Raw genomic sequence first — 24308 nt, forward strand, 5'->3', positions numbered from 1 at the left:
TGCCAAAATACGAGCTTTAATTCGGTTGGAGACGGAATTTATTTTATTCGGATCCACCGTTCAGATAGTTGAAGAAAGGCTGGTCCACCCAGAAGTCATACGTTGTAATGTCCGCATCAGGTGCCAACTTCAGGAAACCTTCACGAATGGATTTGGCATTCTCTTTCAGAGAGAAGGACTGAGCATAGTAATTGCCAAGCGCGATCTTATTATTGGAAATGACAGGATAGTTCGCCAATGCAGTTGGTGAATAATACAGCGGTTGCCACCAGGAACTGAGAATCAATGGAGATGTACTGTCACTGTTCTTTTTGGCATATTTCAGCACAATGTCGTTGAAGCGGACTTTGTCTGCCACATTGTTGAACTCGAACTGAATATCATATTCCTTCGCAGAAGCAATATAGTTGCCGTTCTCGATCTGTGTCACTTTATAATCAGGTGTTTCCTTCGGCTCGCCCCATTCCTTCAAATAAATGAAGGCAGATGTCTTCGGCTGGAATTGTACATCAGCATCAATACCTTCGCTACGCAACAAACCAACCAACTGTACAGCATGTTGAATATTATCGTGGCCATAGGTAAGTGTCAGTTCATCGATAAAGTTGGAATCAAAGCGGCTATCCTTCAGATTATAACCTGTTACGAGATCATCTCGCAGGGCCTGATCCACAATCTTTCTCAGCTCAGGTGACTCGATCAGATCCGCTGTGCGATATGCAGCGTATAGTTTGGAATAGATGTCCGCATCGCCGGAACGCCCAATCTCATGTTTGTATTTCCCTTGACTGACCAGTACGCGTCCAAGCAAAGTATTAGCGAAATCTTTACTTGCTACGCCACCTTTAAGGAGAGCGGGGTATAGGCTTTCGGGAATCAGGCCTGTATCGATCGCCGCAGCCAGTTCCTGTGCGGCTTGTCCCTGAACACGGTTCGGGCTAATGCCAACTTTGGCAAGCGCTTTGGCTGTTTTCTCTGCAGGATATGTATAAGCCAGTTCCTTGAATCCGGCTGCTTTCACCGCGATGAAGACCGCTGCATAAGTGCTCAGATGATCCTTGGCACGTACTTCTGTACCGGTAAGAACCCCATTATTGTATAAGGATACGGCAGCATCATATGAAGAATCACCAGAAGACAGATCGGTAAAGACTGGAGCTTTGGCTTCAATGTCACTTGCTTGAGTTGCTTCCGTGATGGCTGCAATGGCTTGAATGAAATCACCTTTGGTAATCTGTTGCGGCAATTGAATGTTGTATTTCGCTTGCAAGAATTGAGCAAAATCCGCTGCGCTTTCCGTATAAGCGCCTGGCGCCTGAGCTACCGGTCCTTTGACACTTTGTGATGTGGTTGGTTTAGCCGGAGTTGCAGATGCTGCAGAAGCGGAAGCGGGCAAGCTTAGGCTGCCGAGTGTTACCGGAGCGGCGAGTAGAGCCGCCAGTGTGATCTGGGTGATTTTTTTCAAATGAATAGCCTCCTTAAAATGGGTTGGAAAATAATTAGCTTTGGGTTATAATTCTGACAATTCCTATCAGAATAGAATAATTGGATTGACTTTAGCACGGAGACGCGCTGGATGTCAACGAAAAAAAGCTTGATACAGAACGGTTTCCAAAGCTTGGTAGAAAGTGAATTGTCAATTATATTCTATTTGAGTGTATACGCTCAAAGATTTATTGACAAGGATCGACAGTATCCGCTAGGATAAGAAAAAAGAATGTTGAAAAGGGGTATTTTCAAAATGAAAAGAGGTTTATCGTTCGTCTTATCGATCATCATGTTGGCTATTTTGTTAGCAGCTTGTGGAAATTCGGCTTCCAAAGACGAACAATCCGCCCAAGGCAGTGATTCTGAGAAATCTCTTCGGATGGCCCTCGTACTTCCCGAAAAAATAGGGGTTAACCCTTTCTTTGTACAGATGGATGAAGGCTTCAAAAAAGCAGGTGAAGAATTCAAAGTAGACACCAAGACGATTGAATCGACAGACCCGGCAGCATTTGAACAAAATCTGCGTGCAGCGGTTGCCGAGAATTATGATCTGATTATTACAGCAACTTTCCAGGCAGAAGATGCATTGAAGAAAGTCGCTGCAGAAAATCCGGACAAGTCCTTTGCAATTGTAGATACAACCGTTGATCTTCCTAACGTTCGTAGCGTTGGTTTCCGTGAATATGAAGGGGCGTACCTGCTCGGTGCAGCTGCTGGATTGTCCACCAAAACAGACAAACTCGGCATGATCGCAGCAATGGATGTACCATTGATCAAGAAATATACGGAAGGTTTCAAAGCTGGATTGGAATCCGTGAATCCGGATGCAGAATTCCTCGTGAACTATGTAGGTGGATTTAATGACCCGGCCAAAGCCAAAGAATTGGCGCTGGTGCAATTCGGCAAAGGCGCTGACTTCATCGCTGGCGCATCCGCTGTAGGTGATCTCGGCGTGTTCGAAGCAGCCAAGGAAAAAGGATTCTACACATCAGGTCAGGATACGGACCGTACAGTTGAAGACCCGGAACATATCGTATTGTCTCAATTGAAGTCAACCGATACGGTTGCTTATGAGACCGTGAAAGATTTTGTAGAAGGCAACTTCAAAGCAGGTGCAGTAAACTACGGTTTGAAAGAAGACGGTGTAGGCCTGACTTACGTTACACGTGATAGCGAATCTCCATTGAATGCTTTCGTCGGACAAGAAGTGATCGACAAGGTTAAAGCAATCAAGGATGATATCGTATCCGGCAAAATTGTAGTCAAAGATCCATTGCAACAATAGTTTTGAATGTTCTTTTCAATGAATGAGTGATGGAAATGATCAGCCGGCTGCCCGATCAGGCAGCCGGTTTTGCTGCTATTAAATGACCAGTATATGTTCAACTTATCGTTTACACGATAACGAAGAGGACAGAAATAACCTGAAGAAGCGAAGTGTTCGCATTTATCCCCGGATTTTCCCGTGTCAAAAGGGAATCAAAAAATCTGGGGATAACGGCGATCGGAAGGTTGTTCTGTCATCGTAGTGGCGTGTGTAACCTTTTTAAGTTGAATTGAGGGGAGCGAACGCGAGATATGCTGTTGGAGATGGAGCAGATTACGAAGAAGTACGGTGGCTTCACCGCTAACCGTGACATCCGTTTTAATTTGCGTGAGGGAGAGATTCATGCCCTGGTAGGTGAGAATGGGGCCGGTAAAACAACCTTGATGCGTATGCTGTACGGTATGGAACAGCCCACGTCAGGCACAATCAAAGTCCGCGGACGTGAGGTGAGCTTTGCCACGCCGTCCCAGGCGATGGCAAGTGGCATCGGCATGGTGCATCAGCATTTCATGCTGTTCCCTTCCTTTACGGTGGCGGAGAACATCGTGATCGGACGCGAACCGGCTAAGGCAGGCGCATTTGACCGCAAAAAAGCAGCGGCTCAAGTAAACGAGCTTGGCAGAAAATATGGTATGCCGGTCGACCCGTGGAAAAAAGTGTCCGAGTGCCCGCTTGGCATGCAGCAGCGTGTTGAAATTCTCAAGGTGCTGCATCAGGGCGCAGACATCATTATATTGGACGAACCTTCGGCGGTATTGACACCACTTGAAGTGAAAGAACTGCTGGCGAACATGAAATCTCTCGCCAAGCTGGGCAAAACCTTTGTACTGATCACGCACAAGCTGCAAGAAGTCATGGATGTAGCCGACCGGATCACGGTGCTTCGGGATGGTCAGGTGACAGGTACGTTGGAAGCCAAAGATACACATGTGGAAGAATTGTCCCGTCTGATGGTTGGTCGTGAACTTGTGCGTATGGACAAGCAGCCATCGGTTCCAGCGGAAGCGGTGCTTCAGGTGGAAGGGGTTAATCTGTCCGGAGCGAAGGATCGTTCGGCGCTCAAGGAGATTCATATGGAGGTTCGAAAAGGTGAGGTCGTTGGCATAGCGGGTATCTCGGGTAACGGCCAGTCGGAACTGATTCAGGTCATTGCCGGACTGCGTAAGGCGGATAGTGGTCGCGTCTTGCTCTCCGGGCAGGATACAACCAACTGGCCTGTACGGCGCATCCGGGAGCATGGACTTGCTCATATCCCGGAAGATCGTTACATGTGGGGAGCGGCCAAGGATGCGAGTGTTCGCGAGAACGGGCTAATGGGACACCATCATCGCTTGCAGTCACGCGGCATTATCAAAGCCAAAGCAGCAAGAACAATGGTAGAGAGTTGGATCCAACAGTTCAGCATCAAGACAGGTTCTGCGGAGACCAAGGCACAGTTTCTGTCCGGAGGAAACTTGCAGAAGCTGATTGCCGCTCGTGAATTTGCACAGGATACACCGTTTCTGATTGCAGCCGAACCAACACGTGGTGTGGATATCGGAGCGATGGAGACGATTCATGCCGAATTGCTGCGCAAGCGTAGCGAGGGTGCGGGTATTCTACTCATTTCATCAGAGTTGTCCGAAATTTTGCAATTATCTGATCGGATTATTGTCATGTATGAAGGTGAGATTGCGGGAGAATTGAGAGCAGAGGAAGCGACTGAGGAACAGATCAGCTTGTTAATGGCAGGAGGGAAAGAGCGGATATGAATCGGGTAAAAGAAACACTTCGCGGACTCGTGCAGCCGCTGCTTGCCGTATTCATCGGTCTGATTGCAGGGGCTGTGGCGATTCTGATCGTTGGCGGTAATGTGGTGGATACGTATGCGGAGATGTGGAAAGGGGCCTTCGGCAACTTCTACTTCTTCACGAATACGTTGGCTCGTTCCACACCAATTATCTTGGCAGGGCTTGGCGTAGCATTGGCATTCCGTGCCGGATTCTTCAATATGGGAGCGGAAGGCCAGATGATTCTTGGCGGGCTTAGTGCCGCGCTCACGGCGCTCTATCTGCCAGGCCCAGGCTGGTTTGTGTGTATTGCTGCGATAATGGCAGGTATTCTTGCCGGGGGAATCTGGTCCCTGTTTGCAGGGTGGCTGGATGCGCGTTTCGGCATGAATCTGTTGATCACAACCTTACTACTTAACTATATTGCCATTTATTTCGGGGGCTACATGGTCTCCTATCCATTCAAGGACACTACAGGATCTGCTGCGATGGCTCAGACACCCATGATTGACCAGAGTATCTGGTTGCCAAAGTTGTTCCAGGGCATGGGGCTGCATGCAGGCTTCATTATTGCCATTGTAGCAGCTATTCTGATCTACTGGTTCACACATAAAACGGTGACTGGTTATGAAATCCGCATGCTCGGCAGCAACCCGTCCTTTGCAACCTACGGTGGTGTTCGACGCATTCGCATGATGATGCTGTCCATGGTCATCAGTGGCGGACTAGCTGGACTTGCAGGTGCGGGGGAAGTGCTTGGTACACAGTACCGTTTCCTTGATGGCTCGCTGTCATCGGCAAGTTACGCATGGAGCGGCATTATGGCAACGCTGCTTGCCCGCTCACATCCACTCGGTACTGCTGTGGCAGCTATTTTGCTGGCTGCGTTACAGACAGGTGCCATGGGGATGGAACGGAACACGGATGTACCGCTGGAAGTTGGCAGTGTCATCCAGGCTGTATTGACGTTATTTGTATCAGCTCAGATCGGTTATTCATTCCTGAAGCGGAGAAAGGAGAAAAAGTCCAATGCAACAACTGTTTGATGCAGCCATGTTTGGCTCAACCTTGCGGATTATGACTCCAATCCTGCTTGCAGCGCTCGGTGGGGCTTTGTGTTCTCGTGTCGGTCTGTTCAACGTCGGTCTTGAAGGACTGGTTCTGATCGGTGCGTTCTCCGCGATTGTTGGTAATTATCTGTTTGGCAATGTGCTGCTGGCTGTACTCTTTTCCATTATAATTGTGATGTTATTCTCAGCGCTCTTTGCCTTTATAAGCATTAATCTGAAGGCCAACGCCATCGTGGTCGGGATCTCGCTCAACTTCCTGGCTGCAGGGGTGACGACCTTTGCACTGCGTGCGATTTTTGATGTGAAAGGTGCATACTACGACAAAGACATGGTGGGACTTCCCAAGTGGGATATTCCATTGATTAAGGACATTCCGTGGGTGGGCGATGTAATATCGGGACATAGTCCGCTAGTCTACCTCGGCATTGTGCTCGTGATTGCATTGCAATTTTATCTGTTCAAAAGTGTATCCGGCTTCCGCCTGCGCTCCGTCGGTGAGAACCCAATTGCAGCGCAGAGCATCGGGATCAAGGTACGCGGCATCCAGTATGGTGCCGTTCTGATGTGCGGTGTGTTGTGTGCTCTGGCTGGAGCACAGTTGTCGCTCGGTCAGGTAACGATGTTTACGGAAGGCATGACTGCTGGTCGTGGCTTTATCGCGCTGGTGGCAACGATGCTGGGGCAAGCGAATCCGCTTGGTGTGATGGGCTCCAGTGTACTGTTTGGCTTCATGGAAGCATTAAGTATTCGTCTGCAAGGATTCTCCCTGCCAACCCATTTCACATTGATGCTGCCGTATATTGTAACGCTTGTCGCGATGTTCTTTTTCAAAGACCGTACCTATGCACAGGATGCACTGAAAGCGGGCGGAAGCTCGCGTTAATTCCTGAATGTCTATGTTAGAGACAGTAAAAGAAGGAGGAATTCCACTTGCATAACAAGGCTGAACGTTTGAAAAAAAGTAAAACCCCGGCACCCAAAACAGGTTACGATCACGGAGATCGGCTGCCGCCAGGACAGATGCTGACGGAGAAATTCCCGATTCTGCATGAAGGGGAAGTGCCGGAATATGACCTGTCCACTTGGGACTTGAAGGTATTCGGCGAAGTGGAAGAGGAGAAGGTGTTCTCCCTAGCTGAGTTGCAGGCGATGCCACAGGTGAACACGGTGAGTGATATTCACTGTGTTACCCGTTGGTCGAAATTTGATACGCCGTGGGAAGGTATTCGCTTTTCCGATTTTGTGAAGCTTCTTGGGGTTAAGCCGGAGGCAAAATACGTCATGATCCATGCGGATCATGATTATGAGACAAATGTACCGCTTGAAGAATTGATGCATGATGATGTATTACTTGCATTCAAATATAACGGTGAGCCACTAACACCCAAGCATGGTTTTCCACTGCGTATGGTTGTGCCACAACTTTACTTCTGGAAGAGTGCCAAGTGGATACGTGGTCTTGAGTTTATGACAGAAGATCGGAACGGATTCTGGGAAGTGAATGGTTTCCACCATTTTGCCGATCCGTTCAAGGAACAACGCTTCTCCGGTGAAGATCTGCCGATTCCGGAAGACGAGTGGACGAAGAAGGAGTTTGATTAAGATGTTAATGCCTATTTTGCAGATTCATTCGGAAGACATGCCGGCATACGCCATCGTCTGTGGTGATCCGGCACGTGCGGAGAAGATTTCCAACAAGCTGGAGCAGGCGAGAGAACTGGCGTTCAGTCGGGAGTATCGTACATTTGTTGGATTGTATGAAGGGGTACAGATCGCTGTGGTCAGCCACGGTGTAGGTTCACCAGGAGCAGCTGTGTGTTTCGAGGAATTGATTCGCGCGGGTGTAACAACTCTGATTCGTGTAGGTACAGCTGGGTCGTATACAGCCGATTATCCGGCAGGCAGTGTGATAGTGAGTACAGCAGCCGTTCGTACGGACGGGTTGACTCGCCAACTGGTGCCGGAAGGTTTTCCAGCGGTAGCGGACATTGGGGTGACACAAGCGTTGATCGAAGCTGCTGGTGAGCAAGAAAGCGCGGATGCTGCAAGCTTTGCAGGTAAAGTGGGCGTAGGTATCACCGTAACGCTGGATGCGTTCTTTGCAGGCGTGGAAGAGATTCCACACCGCAAGTATAAGCAGGCTGGAGCACTTGCAGCTGAGATGGAAATTGCAGCGCTCTATATTGTCAGCACCTTGCGTGGCGCGCGTGCTGGAGCCATTGTCGCGATCGATGGATTCGCGGACAGCGACCTGGCTGCCGAGTATGATCCACATACGGATGCGGTTGGACAAGCGGTGGAGCGTGAGATTAATGCAGCGCTACGCGCACTTGCCACGCTTGCTCGCCAGGATCAGGCATAGGTTGGTTAAGGCAAGTATGCATTTTTGCTCAGTGTTACAAGCAAACCGGTAGATGATGTCCATTTGAGGTGGACAATATAAAAAGGGCGTCCCGTAAGGTCACGAATTTGACCCAGGGGGCGTCTTTTCCTTTTTAAGAGGGGGATGCAGGTACAGTAGCGAATTGTATTTGCATGGCATGTCATTAAATTAGGAGAGTGATTAAATATGGGCTGGAGTGAATTACGTGAAATTCCTAATGAATACAGCGATGAGGTACAGCGGATTGATGAGCAACTTTTGAAACTGGTTGCAGCCAGAAAGGACATAACCGGAGCAGTCCAATACCAACCCCCTCAAAATACCATCGATGAATGGGTGAGCTTACTGGATATGAAGGAGGAAGATATCCGATATGTTCTCCGTAGCGTGCAACCGATGCCGCAAAGACACTACTTTCCAAGTGAACCTCTTCAATTGACGAGTGTGGTGCCGATTATGAAGAAAATGATCAAAGATTCGTGTGAGTATATGATCACGCATTCAATGCAATATGAAGGCGAAAGCCTCGTTTATGTGGAGATTCAATATAAGGGGAATGAAGCTGAGCGTATACAAATGGTTCCACATTTGGCTCTGGAAATATTCAGCGAACAGAGACATATCACCATGAGACATGGCAGTCGTGGAGGAGGTGGGGAGACGCAAATTAGTTTCCGAGTGGTTCCTGCTCTTCCTTCTTCTCTGGAAAACGTTCGATTCTCCTTGATTCCCTCAATACCAGAGATGGAATACAAAGTAGAGGAAATCATTTTGGATAAACAGGTTGATTTCGATTAACGGGTAACAGGATATATCATGAAAAATGACGTATGGATAATGCGCATGTACTAAGGGCGCAAAACCTATACGTCATTATGTTTATCTGGGTAAATAACACCTTGTTCTTTCTCAAATTCTTCAATATGTTGTTCAATAAGATACTCAATTTGCATTGCAATAGATCGTTTGTTTTTGTCCGCAATCACTTTAATTTTCTCAAAATTCTTTTCTCGCAGCCTAAGTGTAAAGACTCTTTTATCTGTAGCCATGAAATAAAATCTCCTCAAAAAGTAATGTTCATATTGTATCATTACAAAATAATTCAATATACAATCATATTGACATCTAAGTGACGTCACTCTAATATTTATATTCATAGTGACGTCACTTTTTTGGAGGGGAACATGGAGGACTTCGAAGAAATATTTAACCAGTTCAAAGCTCTTCGTATGGAGAGTATCGGAAATCTTGTGATTTATAATTCAAAAGAATATAAAAGATTGAGTCAAGAAAGTGATCGTTTGTTTATGGAGCTGTGTGAATATGTTAAGCCAGAGGGGATGGCTTTATTTTTGGACTATTGTAATGTAATAACCCTTCTTCATGGTACAGCAGAGTCAGTAATGTACGAGCAAGGGTTTAGAGATGGATTTAGCTTAATAAAGTTAATGTTTAATTCAAATAACACATAACTTGGGGATCGCATGTCCCTCGCGGAGAATGATAAAGCAAAAAATGGGTAAGTTATATAAAGGAACATCATATTGAAGATAAACACATAAGGGAGGATTCTACGATGACACAGAACAATCAACCTCAGGACGAGGCGGAAATTCGCAACAAGCTGGATGAAGACGGGGATTCCTTGATGGAGAAAAAGAAGATTTTGAGCGGAGTGGACATTGAGCCGCAGGCGGATGAATGGGCCGCGAAGCCATCACCTGTTGCTTTTAATGAAGGAAATACTTCTTCGAAAAAATAAACAACATGAGCATCCTACGGGCTTGATGGAATGAAAATAAATGTAGCGAAGCAGGTACCCTTATGGTATCTGCTTTTTGGTTGTATAATAATGTAAAATTCAGTAGACGAAAGAGTGATGGGGATGAGTACAGGTACGATTAACATCCGAAAGGCAGAAATGAGGGACTACTCTGGCGTGTCATTGTTGATGGATGAACTACACCGGATGCATGTCGAGGGACGGCCCGATCTATACATTGCGTTAGAGACCAGAATGGAGGAAAAGGAGTTCACTGAACTGCTGGAAACGGACAAGCGTTACCTATATGTTGCCGAGTCTTCCGAAACGGGGCTGATTCTGGGTTACGGGAGTGCGCAGTTAAGTGTAATTCAGGATAACCCATTGATGGTGGATCGCAAGATGTTGTACATCCATGAACTTGTAGTGGATAACAAACATCGGGGCCAAGGAACAGGCAAACAGTTACTAGAAGCATTCATCGAGCTAGGGAGAGAGCTTCAGGCAGACAGCGTGGAATTATCCGTGTCGACGTTTAACTCTGGGGCACAGGCTTTCTATGAACAGATGGGTCTGGTCGTCCGCAGCAGCAGGATGGAGTATACCTTGTAAGATGCATCGCTCTATTTAATTAGGAAGGATTCATCCATTTTTATCAAAATATCAGAATAGTCTTGAATACCCCCATGGGGTATGTTACTCTTAGAAAAGAACGAAAGAAAAGGGGTGTTCAGATGGAACATCAGAGCCATCCCGAGGAACCTATGCAATCCTCCATTTCAGATTCAACGGAAGCTTCGGTTACAGTTCAAGAAGCGGCATCCTGTCATGCCGAGGGCAGTGATGGGAAGCATGTGCGCAAGAGTCACCATTCGCAGGAGATGAAGAGTAACCTGGTCTCTCGTTTGAACCGTGTGGAAGGTCAGATTCGCGGGATCAAAGGATTGATCGAAAAGGATACGTACTGTGATGATGTACTGACGCAGATTGCGGCGGCTCAGTCTGCTCTTAATTCAGTGGGCAAACTTTTGCTTGAAGGCCATATGAAGAGCTGTATCGTTGAGCGTATTCAGGCTGGTGAACATGAGGTTGTAGATGAACTGCTGGTTACGATGCGGAAGTTAATGAAGTAAGGAAGTTAATGAAGTAAGCTAAATCAATTCAACTATTTAATTTATCATTTTAATATACCCCAAGGAGGAATTTACAATGTCTAATGTTACGTTGAACGTTACTGGAATGTCCTGCAATCACTGCGTGAAATCAGTTGAAGAAGCTGTGAAGAATGCCGGTGCGAGTGGTAAGGTTGATCTGGCAGCGGGAACAGTAGCGGTGGAATATGATGAGCAGAAAGTGAACGTGGATCAGATCAAAGCTGCGATTGAAGATCAGGGATACGATGTAGTCTAACGGGATCACAGGCTTAAACCGAACATGCTCATGGGCACAAAGAGGGCAAACCCCTTTTCCCACGAGTCAGGTTTAAGCCTAATTTTCTGTCTGGTATATACCCCTGAGGGGTATGTTGATAAGAGATACAATAAATTGAATCGATATGAAAGGAGCTGACATGATGGATAACTCAACGAATAAACCGATGGATGGATCATCTGAACCCACCCCAATACCACCTATGGCAGAAGCACCAGGGCTGAAGGCAACACTGCACATCACGGGGATGACCTGTGCTGCCTGTTCGACGCGAGTAGAGAAGGGATTGTCCCGCATGGAAGGTGTGCATCAGGCCAATGTGAACCTTGCCATCGAACAGGCAACCGTATCTTATGATCCGAAGACAACTAACGTGAACGCGTTGCGGGATAAAGTAGAGGCGCTTGGCTACGGTACGGTGTCCGAATCGGTTGATCTGAACATCACCGGTATGACGTGTGCTGCCTGTTCTGCCCGGATTGAAAAAGGACTTTCCCGACTACCGGGGGTATCTCAGGCGAATGTGAATCTGGCGCTGGAAACAGGGCATATCGAATATGCGGCTGGCACATTGAAACCTTCGGATATTACCGCCAAGATCAAGCAGATGGGCTATGGTGCCGAACTGCAATTGACGCAAGAAGAGACCACATCGGTTCGTGAACGTGAGCTGCAACGCAAAAAGTGGAAATGGATGATATCTGCGTTGTTATCGATTCCTTTACTGTGGGCAATGGTGGGGCATTTCTCGTTCACATCCGGAATCTATGTCCCAGATCTGTTCATGAACCCTTGGTTCCAGCTGATTCTGGCAACGCCAGTACAGTTCGTGATTGGATGGCAGTTCTATGTGGGGGCGTACAAAGCCCTACGTAACCGCAGTGCCAATATGGACGTTCTCGTCGCATTGGGTACCAGTGCAGCGTTTTTCTACAGTCTCTATCTGACGTTATCCAGTGGGTACTTACCTTCAACAACCATGGATCATGGGGCTATGGGAACGAGTACAGCCGCCATGCCTTCGGTAGAACTCTATTATGAGACAAGTGCAATTCTGATTACGTTAATTTTACTTGGAAAATGGTTCGAAGCTGTGGCGAAAGGTCGCTCTTCACAAGCTATTAAAAGTTTGATTGAACTGGCTCCACGTGAAGCTCGTGTCATCCGGGACGGACAGGAAGTGATGGTTCCTGCCGCATATGTTGCGGTGGGTGACTTGGTTCTGGTGAAGCCGGGGGACAGTATCCCGGTGGATGGTATCGTTGAAGAAGGGCAATCCTCAGTAGATGAATCCATGCTTAGTGGAGAGAGCCTTCCCGTGGATAAAAAACCGGGAGATGCTGTTACAGGTGCTACGTTGAACAAAAATGGGGTATTACGGCTGCGTGCGACCCGAGTGGGCTCGGACACGGCTTTGTCTCAAATCATCAAAGTAGTCGAGCAAGCTCAGGGTTCCAAAGCACCAATCCAGCGGATTGCAGATGTCATTTCAGGCATATTTGTACCCATTGTTGTCGGCATAGCCGCGCTGACATTCTTGATCTGGTATCTGTTTGCAAGTCCAGGTGACTTCGCTGGTTCCCTTGAAAAAGCGATTGCCGTGCTCGTCATTGCTTGTCCATGTGCACTAGGGCTGGCAACGCCGACTTCTGTCATGGCTGGATCAGGACGTGCGGCTGAATATGGCATTCTGTTCAAGGGCGGCGAACATCTGGAGTCGGCACAACAGATTCAGTCCGTGGTGCTCGACAAAACAGGTACAGTAACTCAAGGTAAACCGGTCCTTACCGATGTAATCACGGCTCCGAATTGGACGGAATCCGATCTGCTTGAGCGAGTGGGAGCGGCCGAACAGAGTTCCGAGCATCCGCTGGCAGAGGCAATTGTTGCAGGTATTCGTGCCAAGGGCCTGGAGCTAACCCCAACAGAGAAGTTTGAGAACATACCGGGATACGGCGTGCGAGCTTCAGCAAAAGGGCAGGAGATTCTGGTCGGCACACGTCGTTTGCTTGCAGATGCGAAGGTGAATGTCTCTGAGGAAACCGTTCAGCAGATGAACCGTTTGGAGGAACAAGGGCGTACAGCGATGCTGGTAGCGGTGGATGGTCAGTGGGCAGGGATCGTGGCTGTGGCTGATACCATCAAGGATACCTCTCGCGAAGCCATTGGGCGTCTTCAGGCGATGGGGATTGATGTCATCATGATCACGGGAGACAATGAGCGAACAGCTCGCGCTGTAGCAGAACAGGCAGGGATCGGTAAAGTGCTGGCTGAGGTGCTGCCGGAAGGTAAAGCTGCGGAAGTGAAGAAACTTCAGGAGAGTGGCCTGAAAGTTGCGATGGTAGGTGACGGCATTAATGATGCTCCGGCACTTGCTACTGCTGATATTGGGATGGCCATCGGAACAGGAACAGATGTAGCGATGGAAGCGGCGGATATTACGTTGATGCGTGGTGATCTGAACAGCATTGCAGATGCCATTGAGATGAGCCGGCGCACCATGGGGAACATCAAACAAAACCTGTTCTGGGCACTCGGATACAACGTTATTGGTATTCCCATTGCGGCAGTTGGCTTCTTGGCTCCATGGCTGGCAGGGGCGGCGATGGCGTTCAGCTCCGTGTCGGTTGTCCTGAATTCCCTACGTCTGCAACGCATGAAGCTGAAGAGAAATGACTGACTGACCTTTGTTTGGAGATATATTCAACGCCTTATTGTCAATGAAGTGAGGATGAATAAATGCGCGGTCCGCTGTGACGGACCGTGTTTTTTGTTGAGAAAAATACAGTTGAGTCGCCAGAAAGTAAGCCTGAATCGTTGATATAGATGTTCTTTTCTACGGAGAAAGGATAGCATAATGCACCTTTGTGAAAATGGATCGATTGTATTCATGAATAAAGCTTACGTTTTCTGAATTTTTCAAAAATGAGTTGACAATATGGACATATTCACATAAAATTTAAACGATCGTTTGATTCAAACAACTGTTTAAATCAAATTAGAACTATTTGAGTAATGGAGGACACCTTTTATGTTACAGGCTTTACGTACATTGTTTAAAAAACCGCCAGTGATTGTAGGGATCGTAACAGCACTTATGTTCCAAGTGATCTTTAGCGTGATCTGGATGACCGCATATTCTGGAGTAAATGACCGTGCGAAAGAATTGACGGTTGCGATTGTTAATGAGGACGGCGAAATGTCCAAAGGAATTGCGGATTCGCTCGCAGGAACACTGCCTTTTCATACCGTATCCAATCTGAGTGCGGCTGAAGCGTTGGATCAGCTGAATCATCACCAAGTACACATGGTGCTGGATATCCCGGCTGGATTTAACGAATTGCTTCAGACGGCTGGCTCAACCGCCGAGATTAAATACACCATTAATGAAGCGAACCCGGTTACGATCAAAAGCATGATGCAAGGTGTATCACAAAGTGTGACAAACACAATTAACAAACAAGCTACAGCACAAGGGGTACAGACGGTGTTGACCGCTTCAGGTGCGCCTGCCGATCAGGCTGCTGAAGCCGCGACAAACCTGACTACCCGAGTGGAAGGAACGACAACGTCCATCAACCCGGTTAACGGGATGAATAATCAGATGGTGCCGATGATGATGGTACTGGCTTCCTATGTAGGTGCCATGATCATGGGGATGAACCTCCAGACAGCCATGGGTATGCTGTCATCTACCTATTCCCGATTGACTTTGTTTGGCGCGAGAGTAGTCATTAACGTGGGTTCTGCATTGGTCGTTTCCCTGCTGGGATCATCATTGATCGTGGCACTGGGAGGACAGATTGCACAAGGATTCGTTGCATTCTGGTTGTTCCAGGCGCTCTTCCTGTGCACGTTCATGTTCTTCTCCCAGTTCTTCCTGATCTGCTTCGGACCAGCGGGAAGTCTGTTCAACATCATCTCACTGTCCTTGCAACTGGTATCCTCCGGTGCTATGGTACCGCGTGAATTGCTGAACAGCTTCTATAGCGGCATTGGGCAGTACCTGCCTGCAACATACGCCGTTCAGGGTATTCTGAGCGTGCAGTTGGGAGGCCCAGGAGTTCAGTCTGCTGTAGGTTCCATCGTGATTGTACTGTTGGTTGCCGTTGCGTTGTCATTGGTCGTGACGTTGTTGAAAAAACAACGCATGCCAGCTATGGCTCCAAGCCCGGCTCAGGCAAACAACTAATACAGCAGATGTATACCATTGCTTCATAGATAGGACAAGCACCCCGATGATTTTCATCGGGGTGCTTGGTGTAATATAATAGACAGATACAGTACCTGGCTACAGCCCTTGAGCTGAAGCAGATGAAATGAACGGATAAGAGGGAGCGGGACGGAATGACTGAACCGGAATTGGATATCAAAACGAGGATATTGCTTGCAGCCAAGAAGCTTTTTGCACAGCAGGGGTATGACGGGACGAGTGTTCGTCAAATCTGTGATGAGGCGGGTGCGAACGTGTCACTGGTCTCATACCATTTTGGCGGCAAAGAAAAGGTGTTCGAAGCCTTATTTGAGCATTTTTTCCCTGGGCATATGATGAACTCGCTGGCGGAAGAATCCATGTCCTCGCCTGTGGAAGGCATCCGACGAATTATTGGTGAAGTTGTGAAGTTCACGATGACGGATCGGGAGATGAGCGATATTGTGCAGCTTGAAATTACACTTCGTACACATCGCACAGCTACCGTATTTCGTTTTCTGGACCCCGTCTGGACCCGAGTTAAGGAACTTCTGCAAGAAGGAAAAGACCAGGGATTGTTTCAGATTGAGTCCGTAACTTATGCGATGCTTCAGGTGATGGGTGTGGCCTTGGCACACAAACGGGCCAAGAATTCACGATTTGGCTTTGATTATCAGGATATGAATACAGACGAGCTCGCTGAGCAGACAATTGAGTTCGTACTTCGAGGATTGGGAGTGAACAGCCATGAATGAAACCATTGAATTGATGATGAAGCACCGCTCTGTACGCAAATTCAAGCCAGACCCGGTGAGTGATGAGCAGCTTGCAGCCATCGTAGCGGCGGGTCAGATGGCTTCTTCTTCAAGTAGTGTACAAGCCTATACCGTGATTGCTGTGACTGACATAGAGCAGAAATCCAAGCTGGCTGAATTGGCAGGCAATCAGGCCTACGTCAATGAATGTCCGGTGTTTCTCGTATGGTGTGCTGATCTGTATCGGCTGAGTGATGCTGCGAAACGTCATCTTCCTGAGAAGGAATCGTATGCCGATTCAACAGAGAATTTCATGGTAGCCACAATTGATGCTGCACTGGCTTCCCAGAATGCCGCTCTTGCAGCAGAGTCACTTGGTTTCGGAATCGTATATATCGGCGGGCTTCGTACCCGGATTGAGGAAGTAGCTGAGTTGCTGGATTTGCCGGAAGGAGTATATCCGGTGTATGGCATGTGCATTGGTGTTGCAGATCAGGAAACGGGAATTCGGCCGCGTCTGCCGCTGGATGCAGTCCTGCATCATAATCGTTATAATGCCGAGCAGAGCATCAAAGGTGTTGAGCAGTATGATGAGACAACGACGGTGTACATGAAAGAACGGACTAACGGTGAACGAACGACCCCATGGTCCGAACTGATGGCGAAGCGCCTGACTGAGCCGACAAGGTTGCAAGTGAGACCGTTCCTCGAAGGCAAAGGATTCTTGAAGCGTTAAGTTGAACTGAAGGTAGTTACACTTGCCACTCCGATGACAGAACAACCTTCCGATCGCTGTTATCCCCAGATTTTTTGATCCAATTTTTGTGAAGGTGAAAATCTAGTGATAGCGTATGCTTCCGAAGTAGCTTTCTTTCAGAAAGCTTTTAGGCGACCGCTCTGCTTCCTCAGGTTATTTCTGTCCTCTACGTTTCTGTGTAAAAAATTTAGTTCAACTGATATATAATAGTAGACTAGAAGTCAGTCGGGGCGAAACCGACTGGCTTCTTTGTGCTGAACTGTAATGTGTTGTGCTGTGCTGGCAGGACAAGCGAGTGTACTTGATGTTACCTGATTGTACTCAAGTTAAGCCATAGAAACGCTTTGTGTTCTGATAAAAGAGCCGGGCGGCCCGCTCGGTTCCCATGCCGGTGATCTCACTCCATGCCTGGATGACCTGTCTAGTCATGGCAGGGTGTGTCATTCGTCCCTGAAATGGTCCTTCGAAGGGCCAAGGTCCGTCGGTCTCGGCCATGACTTGTTCCGATGGATATTGCCGGGCGAGTTCACGAATCTCTTCTTCGTAATGAATATCTGGCGTGAAAGAGATGAAATAGCCATTATCAGCCATACGCCTTATGGTTTCGCGAGAACCCTTGAACCAGTGGAAATGGGCGCGTCGGAACTGATTTTGCTCCAGCAAATCACAGACGATATCCGCATCTTCGTATACCGCATGAAGGACAAGTGGTTTGTTGTGCTTTTTGGCGAGCTGGATGAAACGTTCAAGCAACTCGATATACCCGCTCTGATCGAAGCGCTGCCCTGCCTGCTCCGCTTCCTGACGGTTGTAATAGGGGAGGCCGACTTCTCCTATGGCTGTAGCTTGTCCAATATGCTTCTCGATCCATTGGAAGAACAGGTCCATTTCTACAACGGACGGCAGTTCCTGTTCTGGATGGAAACCGAAGGCTGGATAGATGTTACGTGGATGTTGTTTTGCAAGCTCCAGATTGGCCTGGGAAGAAGCGAGATTCATGGACACGGCGATGACTGCCTCGACTTGTTGAGACGGGAAAGATAGCAGCATCTCGCGTTGTTCGTCAGGGGTATACTGATCGAAGTGAATATGAGCATCAATTAATGGTGCAAAAGCTTGAGAATGCACGAGGGAATTCCTCCTTGTGGTCATTTATATTCTAACTATGTTACGCAGAATTTCTTGTGGTGGATCACCCATTAAAGGAAAATAATAACTTAAAAACCCGCGCTATTATGATAGGCGGGCTTTCTGCTGTTCTTCTCGCATCCACTGTGCAATCTGCCGTTTACGCTCCAGAAAAGCGGATTCCTCCGTAATTTCTTCTCGTCTTGGGCGATCAAAAGGAACATGTACCTCGTGCAACACCGTTGCAGGTCGGTTGGATAATACATAGACCCGATCCGCTAGCAGCAATGCTTCTTCGATATTATGGGTGATGAACAGCACCGAGCGGCGGTTCTGTTCCCAGATATCGAGCAGCCAGCGCTGCATGTCGCTGCGTGTCAGTGCATCCAGCGCGCTGAAAGGTTCGTCAAGCAGCATGAGTTCCTGCGGACTGAGCAGGGCGCGCAAAAATGCCGCACGCTGCTGCATTCCGCCCGACAGCATATGAGGATAGGCTTGCTCGAACCCGGCAAGACCCACGCTGCTTAACCACTTACGAGCTTCTGCAAGTGCTTCGTTCCGAGGGGGAGCGCTTGAAGCTACTTCTCCAGCAAGCAGTACATTATCTTCAATGGTACGCCAAGGGAAAAGGGCGGGCTGTTGGGGCATATAACTTATCTTGCCACGCTGTCCCGTTACATTCTGACCGTTCATAAGCACTTGGCCTTCCTGTGGCTTCAGCAGACCGCCGATGATATGGAACAGGGTGCTTTTGCCACAGCCGGATGGACCAACGATAGCAACAAACTCGCCTTGCTCCACAGTCAGGGACAGGCCGTTCAGAACCGGTAACCTGCTCCGCCGTTCACGGAATGATGCATGAACTTTAACAACGTCCAGTGCAGGTGGAACGGGAGCAGGAGTCGTATTGGCAGGTCGATCAGGCGTAGCCGGGTGAAGCTTTTCACCATGCTTTGGCTCCATTGTGTGTGCTCCTCGTCCAGGCTGGACTTGTTCATCCTGTTGCCGATTCATATGGTCATCACTTCCTATATACAGATTACATGCTTTACTACCGCTTCTGTGGCCGCCAGCGCACGAGCAGCTTCTCCAGCAGTGCAATGAGCAGGAAGAGCAGCAAGCTGAGCGCGACAATAATCATAATCGCCACGAATAAACGATCGGTGCGATAAGCTGACTTTTGCAGCATCATATAATAACCAATACCCTTGTCTGCGCCAATCCATTCGGCGATGATGGCTCCCATCACACTATAGGTAGCGGCGATTTTGACACCGGAGAACACGGATGGCAGCGCATGGGGAAGCTCCAGCTTCCAGAAGATATGATGACGTTTCGCACCAGCCATGCGCATATAGTTCATCATCGCTGCATCTGTACGGGTCAAGCCGTCCATGGCCGCCACTGCGACGGGGAAGAAACAGACCAGGATGATGGTAATCAGCTTGGGCAACAGTCCGAATCCGAACCAGATTAACAGGAGCGGCGCGAGCGCGATGGTTGGGATATTTTGACTAAGAATAAGTAGAGGGTACAGGGCTGACTTGAGAAAAGGGACCAAATGCAGCACCATCGCAATCAGTAATCCAACCGCTGTTCCAGCGGCGAATCCAATCAGCGTTAACTGAATGGTTGCGGAAGCGTGCATGCCAAGCCGTTCGGCCTGAGTTGCTGCTTCGCGGGCGATATCGGACGGTGCAGGCAGCATCCATTTCTCAATATGGAAGAGGGAGACGGCTCCCTGCCATATCGCTATAAAGAGAATAACCGCCACAATGGGCGGCCATACACTTTTGAAATAGGCATGCATTAGCGATACTTCTCCGTCAGGGTATCCATGCTGAAGCCAGTAGGGCTATGGGCGATTTTGATCTGGGAGATGATGCTTGGGCTGCCAGCCTCCACGAGTACCTCGTGCATCTTGCGGACAACCTCCAGCAGTTCCTCCAGTTCCCCCTCCATCGTGGTGTCGAGTGCGTTCACCTGATATTTCAGGCCGGATTGCTGAATAACTTCAATGGCGCGATCTACGTAAGGATAAGAGTTCTCGCCATTTGGCGTTTTGGGAATAACCTGAATGCTAAGTAATGTGCTTGCCATGAGAGATCACGGCTCCTTTCGTGATATATAAAATGAACTAATAACTGTTACACTTAGCACTTCGATGACAGAATAACCTTCCAATCGCTGTTATCCCCAGATTTTTTGATTCCCTTTCTCTAAAGGGAAAATCCGGTGATAGCGTATGCTTCCGATGAAGCTTTCTTTCAGAAAGCTTTTAGGCGACCGCTTCGCTTTTTCACGTTATTTCTGTCCTCTCCGTCCTCGTGTAAATATTAAGTTCGTTTTATATGAGAAATTTTATTGGGGTAAAAACTCGTTTGTATATGCCTTGCTCACATCGATCTGTTCATCCAGCAGTTTTTTGCTAAACATCCAGTCGGTGTAGTTCTGCCACACTTCCTGTTTCTGTTCCCCCCAGCGAGGGGCGTCATCCGTGTACTTCGGACTGAGCCACTTCTGGCTTGCCAGTACCAATTCCTTGTCCAGATCCGGTACGGCCTTGATCAGAATGTTGGCTGCGTCTTCGGGATGATCAATCGCATATTGATACCCTTCGGAAGTGGCTTTCAAGAATGCTTTCACCAGCTCAGGATCGTTTTGGATCGTCTGCTCGTTCGTTACGAGGACAGGTGTGTAGTAATCTAGTGCTTCTGAATAATCCTTTACATATAACATGTCGATCGGTTCCCCGCGCAGTTCGGCTTCAATACCTGTCCAAGCGTAGAAAATCCACGCGAAATCAATGTCCCGTTTCACTGCGGTGAAAAAGTCGGCATCACCCATGTTAATGTTTTTCACTTTCGATACATCGGCTCCGTCGCCTTCCATAATGGATTGCATCACGGCTTCTTCCACAGGGGAACCCCAACCGCCATAGGTTTTACCTTCAAAATCTTTCGGTGATTTGATATTCCGATCCGCCGGAGCAGCGAACCCGGATGTATTATGCTGAATAACTGCTGCGATGGAGACCAATGGAACACCCTGTGTGCGGGCTTGAGTTACACTCTCCTGATAACTTACGCCAAAAGGCACTTCATTGGAGGCAACCATCGTATCTGCGCCACCGGCACCTGGTTGTACAATCTCCACGTTCAAGCCTTCGGCCTTGTAAAAACCTTGATCTACAGCCGCATACAGGCCGGTATGATTCGTATTTGGTGTCCAATCGAGCACCACTTTAATATCTTTCAGGGCGGCAGTGTCACCTTCGTTGCTGCTTTCCGTATTTGTGTTGCCGTTCTGCCCAGCTGGGGCAGCTTCTTTGCCACCACATGCGGCTACAGTCACCATAAGCACGCATAAGAGCAACAATCCCATCGTTTTACGCCATTTCATTTGTGGTTCTCTCCTTCGGTATGTCCGGCCGATTGGCACGGGGTACTCCTTGGCTTCATATCCAATCATCTTGCATAAATCGACAGATTTATACCAGTTGAGATCTGGATAACGTCACTTTTTTTAGCTCTCTGGCTATATAAAAGAACATTAAAAAAGCGCCCCGTATTCCGGGACGCGTGCAGGCGTTAGAGAGGTGGCGTTCAGCCATAGGGCTGTGCCATTTCGATATACTCCGATTCCTACGCTGGCATGATCCAGATCAGGTCTAAGGGTTAGTATCTTGGTGGGATACACTCTCAGCCGGCCAATTCCGACTCCCCTGGGAAACTATGAAGTTACGGGCATTACTAGGTGTAATTATAGGCCAGCGGGTGGAACGTGTCCAGTCAGGAACTGGATGGGGACACGTATGAACTTATCAAACAGGCCGTTATACATATGTATATCAGCCTGTTTAGATGTGTTATTTTCAATAATTATCGTGGCGAATCATATAAGGAAATCTGGCTGAGTGCAAAAGCATCGGATAGTGGGCCATAGCCTCAGTGCTGAGGATCTGGAAGGTTTTCAACAAAAACTTGGATCAAATCCGATGTTTGATATCTCGTCGCATCAGGGCTGCTTTCCCTATTTCAGTGATCAGCTCTTGATCGATTGACCTTGACCGGAGACGCTTGCTTCATTTAAACAACATAATTTAGATACAAAAGGAGATAGTACTGCTATACAAATAATTACTTTTTACATAAAAATGGGGGCGTACTGAATGATCCTTAAAACCATATTCGCAATTATTCTGTCCTATTGTGTCTACGTTTTTTTCACAGCTTACCTTTTATTTTTGGTTCCGTCTCCATCTACTATTGAAAATACGGATATGCAAAAATTGTTAACCGCAGGAAGTACGACAGATCGCGTACTGCTCTTGGAGGACGGCTTTCAATCCGGTCAGGTGAGAATCCAGACCATTCGAGAGGCAAAAACAAGCATCGACCTGGCTTATTACTCCATCCAAAAAGGAAAAACATCTCAACTCTTTTTTGCTGCTTTATTCGATGCAGCTGATCGGGGTGTTCATGTTCGAATCATTTTAGACGGGATTTTTCACAACATGCGCGGAGAATTGCGTGATATTCCTAATGCCATTGCAGCTCACCCCAATGTGGAGTTAAGGTATTATGAACCACTCAACATAGTTATGCCATGGACATGGCATAACCGTCTGCATGACAAGATCTTTCTTGTCGACAACACATATGGCATCATTGGCGGCCAAAATATTGGTGATAGATACATGGCATTGCAACCCAAAAAAGACTATGTATTCGATCGGGATGTCCTTGTTTACAATCCAAACCATAATACGAACAGCACAGTTGTTGAAATGAAAAAATATATAGATCTGTTATGGGAACATCCATTCACCAAACCAGAAAAACATGCCAAACGTCAACATCATGCAAAGGGGTTAAAAGAGCTGGCTCGGCTGGCTCAGTTATATAAAAAAGCTCGGGCTCAGAGCGATCCTTTTGTTAAAGTGTTGCCGAAGGAATGGGCTCAAGAGGCTCTTCGTTCCGACCACGTCGCTTTCATTCACAATCCAATCCAAAGGCTGTATAAAGACCCGATCATGTGGAGAGCATTTGTTCATTTCGCCAATCAAGCAAAGTCGAAGGTGTACCTTCAGACGCCATATGCCATTCCTACCAAGAAAATGAAGAAAGCCGTACATCTGTCGATGAATCCAAAAGCAGAATGGGTCATGGTAACCAATTCAATCCAGCAGACCCCTAACCCTTTGGCTTTCGCGGGATACTTAAGCTCTAAGAAACGGTTGCTTGATACCAATCTGGCCATTTATGAATACCAAGGCCCTTATTCCATACACGGCAAATCATTTGTCATGGATGATTACCTCAGCATGGTTGGTTCGTATAACCTTGATCCCAGATCCGCCTTTCTAAATACCGAATCTGCTGTGGTCATTTCTGGTTCTGCATTCGCCAACGAACTAACAGAAGCTATGGATATCAAACGTGCACATAGTACACGTGTGAATAATGGTGAGTATCCAGCAGAATCTACGAATCAGAAAGGCCCTGTTTTCAAACGAATGGCAATCACAGCTTTATCCAAACTGTCTTTTCTCTGGAGATTTCTGTTGTAGAGAAGAACCAGCTAATAGATATAGCTACTTTTACAAATTTTAATTTGGAAAAATCACAACTGTTCACAGAATGTTCACTTATGTGGAGGGTTTCCTCATCTCTATAATTACGAAGGTAAACAGAGAGGATGAGAGAATTGCCAACAAGCAAGAAGGAACAAATTATTTTCGGATTAATGATGTGTACAGGAATGGTTGTCGTCATGATGACATTCAATTTATGGCACAGTGGGTTACTCGGTAAGATGTCCCCGCTTGAGATACTGCTTCAATTCATATTATGTTTTGTCATCGCGTTTCTGGTGGAGTCTTTCATTGTTGGCCCTGTGGCGAGAAAGATTGCTTTTTCCTTGCCCTTTGACAAGTCCAACAAAATTCTGGGTGTGCTAGCCATGTCATTTTTTATGGTGATTGGCATGGTTCTGATCATGTCCTTGTATGGGATGGTTTCAGCATATCTCGCTGATCAATTAAGTGGGTCATCCGTATTCCGTACGTATCTCCATACCATTGCTCGTAACTTCAGCCTGGCGCTGCCATATCAATTGATCATTTTGGGACCCCTCGTCCGATATGTATTCGGTAAATTCATCAAAGGCAATGGCCCTGTAGTGCCTGTCGTTAACAAAAGTGTTTGATTCGGTTGGCCATAAGTATTTCCTGGGCAATCTTGT

General features: G+C 47.6%; 25 protein-coding genes and 1 riboswitch. Of the genes, 18 read left to right on the top strand and 7 right to left on the bottom strand.

Annotated elements, in window-relative coordinates; genetic code table 11:
• Window positions 1–43: 43 nt before the first annotated feature.
• Window positions 44–1465, bottom strand: coding sequence for a hypothetical protein (locus NST33_RS02220; RefSeq protein WP_221823880.1), 1422 nt, complete (start codon window positions 1463–1465; stop codon window positions 44–46).
• A 276-nt stretch (window positions 1466–1741) separates the two neighbouring features.
• Here NST33_RS02220 and NST33_RS02225 point away from each other — a divergent pair, with 276 nt between their 5' ends.
• From NST33_RS02225 to NST33_RS02255, 7 genes are all read left to right on the top strand, one after another.
• Complete coding sequence (locus tag NST33_RS02225) at window positions 1742–2773, top strand: BMP family protein (protein ID WP_221823881.1); 1032 nt, start codon at window positions 1742–1744, stop codon at window positions 2771–2773.
• A gap of 293 nt (window positions 2774–3066) precedes the next feature.
• Window positions 3067–4566: an ABC transporter ATP-binding protein gene (locus NST33_RS02230; RefSeq protein WP_221823883.1), complete on the top strand. Its 1500-nt coding sequence runs from the start codon at window positions 3067–3069 to the stop codon at window positions 4564–4566.
• On the top strand, window positions 4563–5630 hold the full coding sequence (locus tag NST33_RS02235) for an ABC transporter permease (protein ID WP_221823884.1): 1068 nt from the start codon (window positions 4563–4565) through the stop codon (window positions 5628–5630). Before NST33_RS02230 ends, NST33_RS02235 begins: the two co-directional genes overlap by 4 nt.
• Entirely contained in the window at window positions 5614–6537 is a 924-nt protein-coding gene (locus tag NST33_RS02240) for an ABC transporter permease (protein WP_017691011.1), read from the top strand. Before NST33_RS02235 ends, NST33_RS02240 begins: the two co-directional genes overlap by 17 nt.
• Before the next feature lie 47 nt (window positions 6538–6584).
• Window positions 6585–7256, top strand: a complete 672-nt coding sequence (locus NST33_RS02245; protein WP_221823885.1) for a sulfite oxidase-like oxidoreductase — start codon at window positions 6585–6587, stop codon at window positions 7254–7256.
• A 1-nt stretch (window position 7257) separates the two neighbouring features.
• Entirely contained in the window at window positions 7258–8016 is a 759-nt protein-coding gene (locus NST33_RS02250; protein ID WP_221823886.1) for a nucleoside phosphorylase, read from the top strand.
• A gap of 207 nt (window positions 8017–8223) precedes the next feature.
• On the top strand, window positions 8224–8835 hold the full coding sequence (locus tag NST33_RS02255) for a hypothetical protein (protein WP_221823887.1): 612 nt from the start codon (window positions 8224–8226) through the stop codon (window positions 8833–8835).
• 65 nt (window positions 8836–8900) lie between these two features.
• Here the strand turns inward: NST33_RS02255 and NST33_RS02260 are convergent, their stop codons facing one another.
• Entirely contained in the window at window positions 8901–9086 is a 186-nt protein-coding gene (locus NST33_RS02260) for a hypothetical protein (RefSeq protein WP_076319539.1), read from the bottom strand.
• Window positions 9087–9221: 135 nt separating this feature from the next.
• On the opposite strand from NST33_RS02260, the gene NST33_RS02265 reads away from it, so the two are divergent.
• The 9 genes from NST33_RS02265 to nfsA all read left to right on the top strand — a co-directional run bounded on the left by NST33_RS02265 (window position 9222) and on the right by nfsA (window position 16913).
• Window positions 9222–9509, top strand: coding sequence for a hypothetical protein (locus tag NST33_RS02265; RefSeq protein ID WP_339306573.1), 288 nt, complete (start codon window positions 9222–9224; stop codon window positions 9507–9509).
• A gap of 104 nt (window positions 9510–9613) precedes the next feature.
• Window positions 9614–9799 (top strand): hypothetical protein, encoded by a 186-nt coding sequence (locus NST33_RS02270; protein ID WP_036616704.1) that lies wholly within the window; start codon window positions 9614–9616, stop codon window positions 9797–9799.
• A 123-nt stretch (window positions 9800–9922) separates the two neighbouring features.
• Complete coding sequence (locus NST33_RS02275; protein WP_339306575.1) at window positions 9923–10411, top strand: GNAT family N-acetyltransferase; 489 nt, start codon at window positions 9923–9925, stop codon at window positions 10409–10411.
• A gap of 122 nt (window positions 10412–10533) precedes the next feature.
• Entirely contained in the window at window positions 10534–10932 is a 399-nt protein-coding gene (locus tag NST33_RS02280) for a metal-sensitive transcriptional regulator (RefSeq protein ID WP_313771497.1), read from the top strand.
• 76 nt (window positions 10933–11008) lie between these two features.
• Window positions 11009–11209, top strand: a complete 201-nt coding sequence (locus NST33_RS02285; RefSeq protein WP_221823889.1) for a copper ion binding protein — start codon at window positions 11009–11011, stop codon at window positions 11207–11209.
• Window positions 11210–11432: 223 nt separating this feature from the next.
• Window positions 11433–13910: a heavy metal translocating P-type ATPase gene (locus NST33_RS02290; protein ID WP_339308589.1), complete on the top strand. Its 2478-nt coding sequence runs from the start codon at window positions 11433–11435 to the stop codon at window positions 13908–13910.
• Window positions 13911–14261: 351 nt separating this feature from the next.
• Window positions 14262–15422, top strand: coding sequence for an ABC transporter permease (locus NST33_RS02295; RefSeq protein WP_221823891.1), 1161 nt, complete (start codon window positions 14262–14264; stop codon window positions 15420–15422).
• A gap of 155 nt (window positions 15423–15577) precedes the next feature.
• Window positions 15578–16177 (top strand): TetR family transcriptional regulator, encoded by a 600-nt coding sequence (locus NST33_RS02300; protein ID WP_339306578.1) that lies wholly within the window; start codon window positions 15578–15580, stop codon window positions 16175–16177.
• Complete coding sequence (gene nfsA / locus NST33_RS02305; RefSeq protein WP_339306580.1) at window positions 16170–16913, top strand: oxygen-insensitive NADPH nitroreductase; 744 nt, start codon at window positions 16170–16172, stop codon at window positions 16911–16913. Before NST33_RS02300 ends, nfsA begins: the two co-directional genes overlap by 8 nt.
• 342 nt (window positions 16914–17255) lie before the next feature.
• On the opposite strand, the gene NST33_RS02310 is transcribed toward nfsA, so the two are convergent.
• The 5 genes from NST33_RS02310 to NST33_RS02330 form a co-directional block, all read right to left on the bottom strand.
• A complete protein-coding gene (locus NST33_RS02310; RefSeq protein ID WP_221823895.1) occupies window positions 17256–18086 on the bottom strand; it encodes a TatD family hydrolase in 831 nt (276 codons plus the stop codon).
• An 81-nt stretch (window positions 18087–18167) separates the two neighbouring features.
• On the bottom strand, window positions 18168–19076 hold the full coding sequence (locus NST33_RS02315; RefSeq protein ID WP_339306583.1) for an ABC transporter ATP-binding protein: 909 nt from the start codon (window positions 19074–19076) through the stop codon (window positions 18168–18170).
• Between the two features lie 37 nt (window positions 19077–19113).
• Window positions 19114–19872, bottom strand: a complete 759-nt coding sequence (locus NST33_RS02320) for an ABC transporter permease (RefSeq protein ID WP_339306585.1) — start codon at window positions 19870–19872, stop codon at window positions 19114–19116.
• Window positions 19872–20162, bottom strand: a complete 291-nt coding sequence (locus NST33_RS02325; protein ID WP_017690996.1) for a thiamine-binding protein — start codon at window positions 20160–20162, stop codon at window positions 19872–19874. The genes NST33_RS02320 and NST33_RS02325 overlap by 1 nt, the downstream gene beginning before the upstream one ends.
• Before the next feature lie 261 nt (window positions 20163–20423).
• The gene (locus NST33_RS02330; protein WP_339306587.1) at window positions 20424–21464 is read right to left on the bottom strand and encodes an ABC transporter substrate-binding protein; all 1041 of its coding nucleotides are present in this window, start codon (window positions 21462–21464) and stop codon (window positions 20424–20426) included.
• Between the two features lie 221 nt (window positions 21465–21685).
• Window positions 21686–21798, bottom strand: a riboswitch (TPP riboswitch).
• 546 nt (window positions 21799–22344) lie between these two features.
• On the opposite strand from NST33_RS02330, the gene NST33_RS02335 reads away from it, so the two are divergent.
• Both NST33_RS02335 and NST33_RS02340 read left to right on the top strand, forming a co-directional pair.
• The gene (locus tag NST33_RS02335; protein WP_339306589.1) at window positions 22345–23634 is read left to right on the top strand and encodes a phospholipase D family protein; all 1290 of its coding nucleotides are present in this window, start codon (window positions 22345–22347) and stop codon (window positions 23632–23634) included.
• A gap of 128 nt (window positions 23635–23762) precedes the next feature.
• Window positions 23763–24272 carry a hypothetical protein gene (locus NST33_RS02340; RefSeq protein WP_339306591.1) on the top strand — a complete coding sequence of 170 codons (510 nt, stop codon included), beginning with the start codon at window positions 23763–23765 and terminating at the stop codon, window positions 24270–24272.
• Window positions 24273–24308: the final 36 nt, after the last annotated feature.

Origin of the sequence: Paenibacillus sp. FSL L8-0435 (genome assembly GCF_037965655.1) — a bacterium.
Lineage (GTDB): Bacteria > Bacillota > Bacilli > Paenibacillales > Paenibacillaceae > Paenibacillus.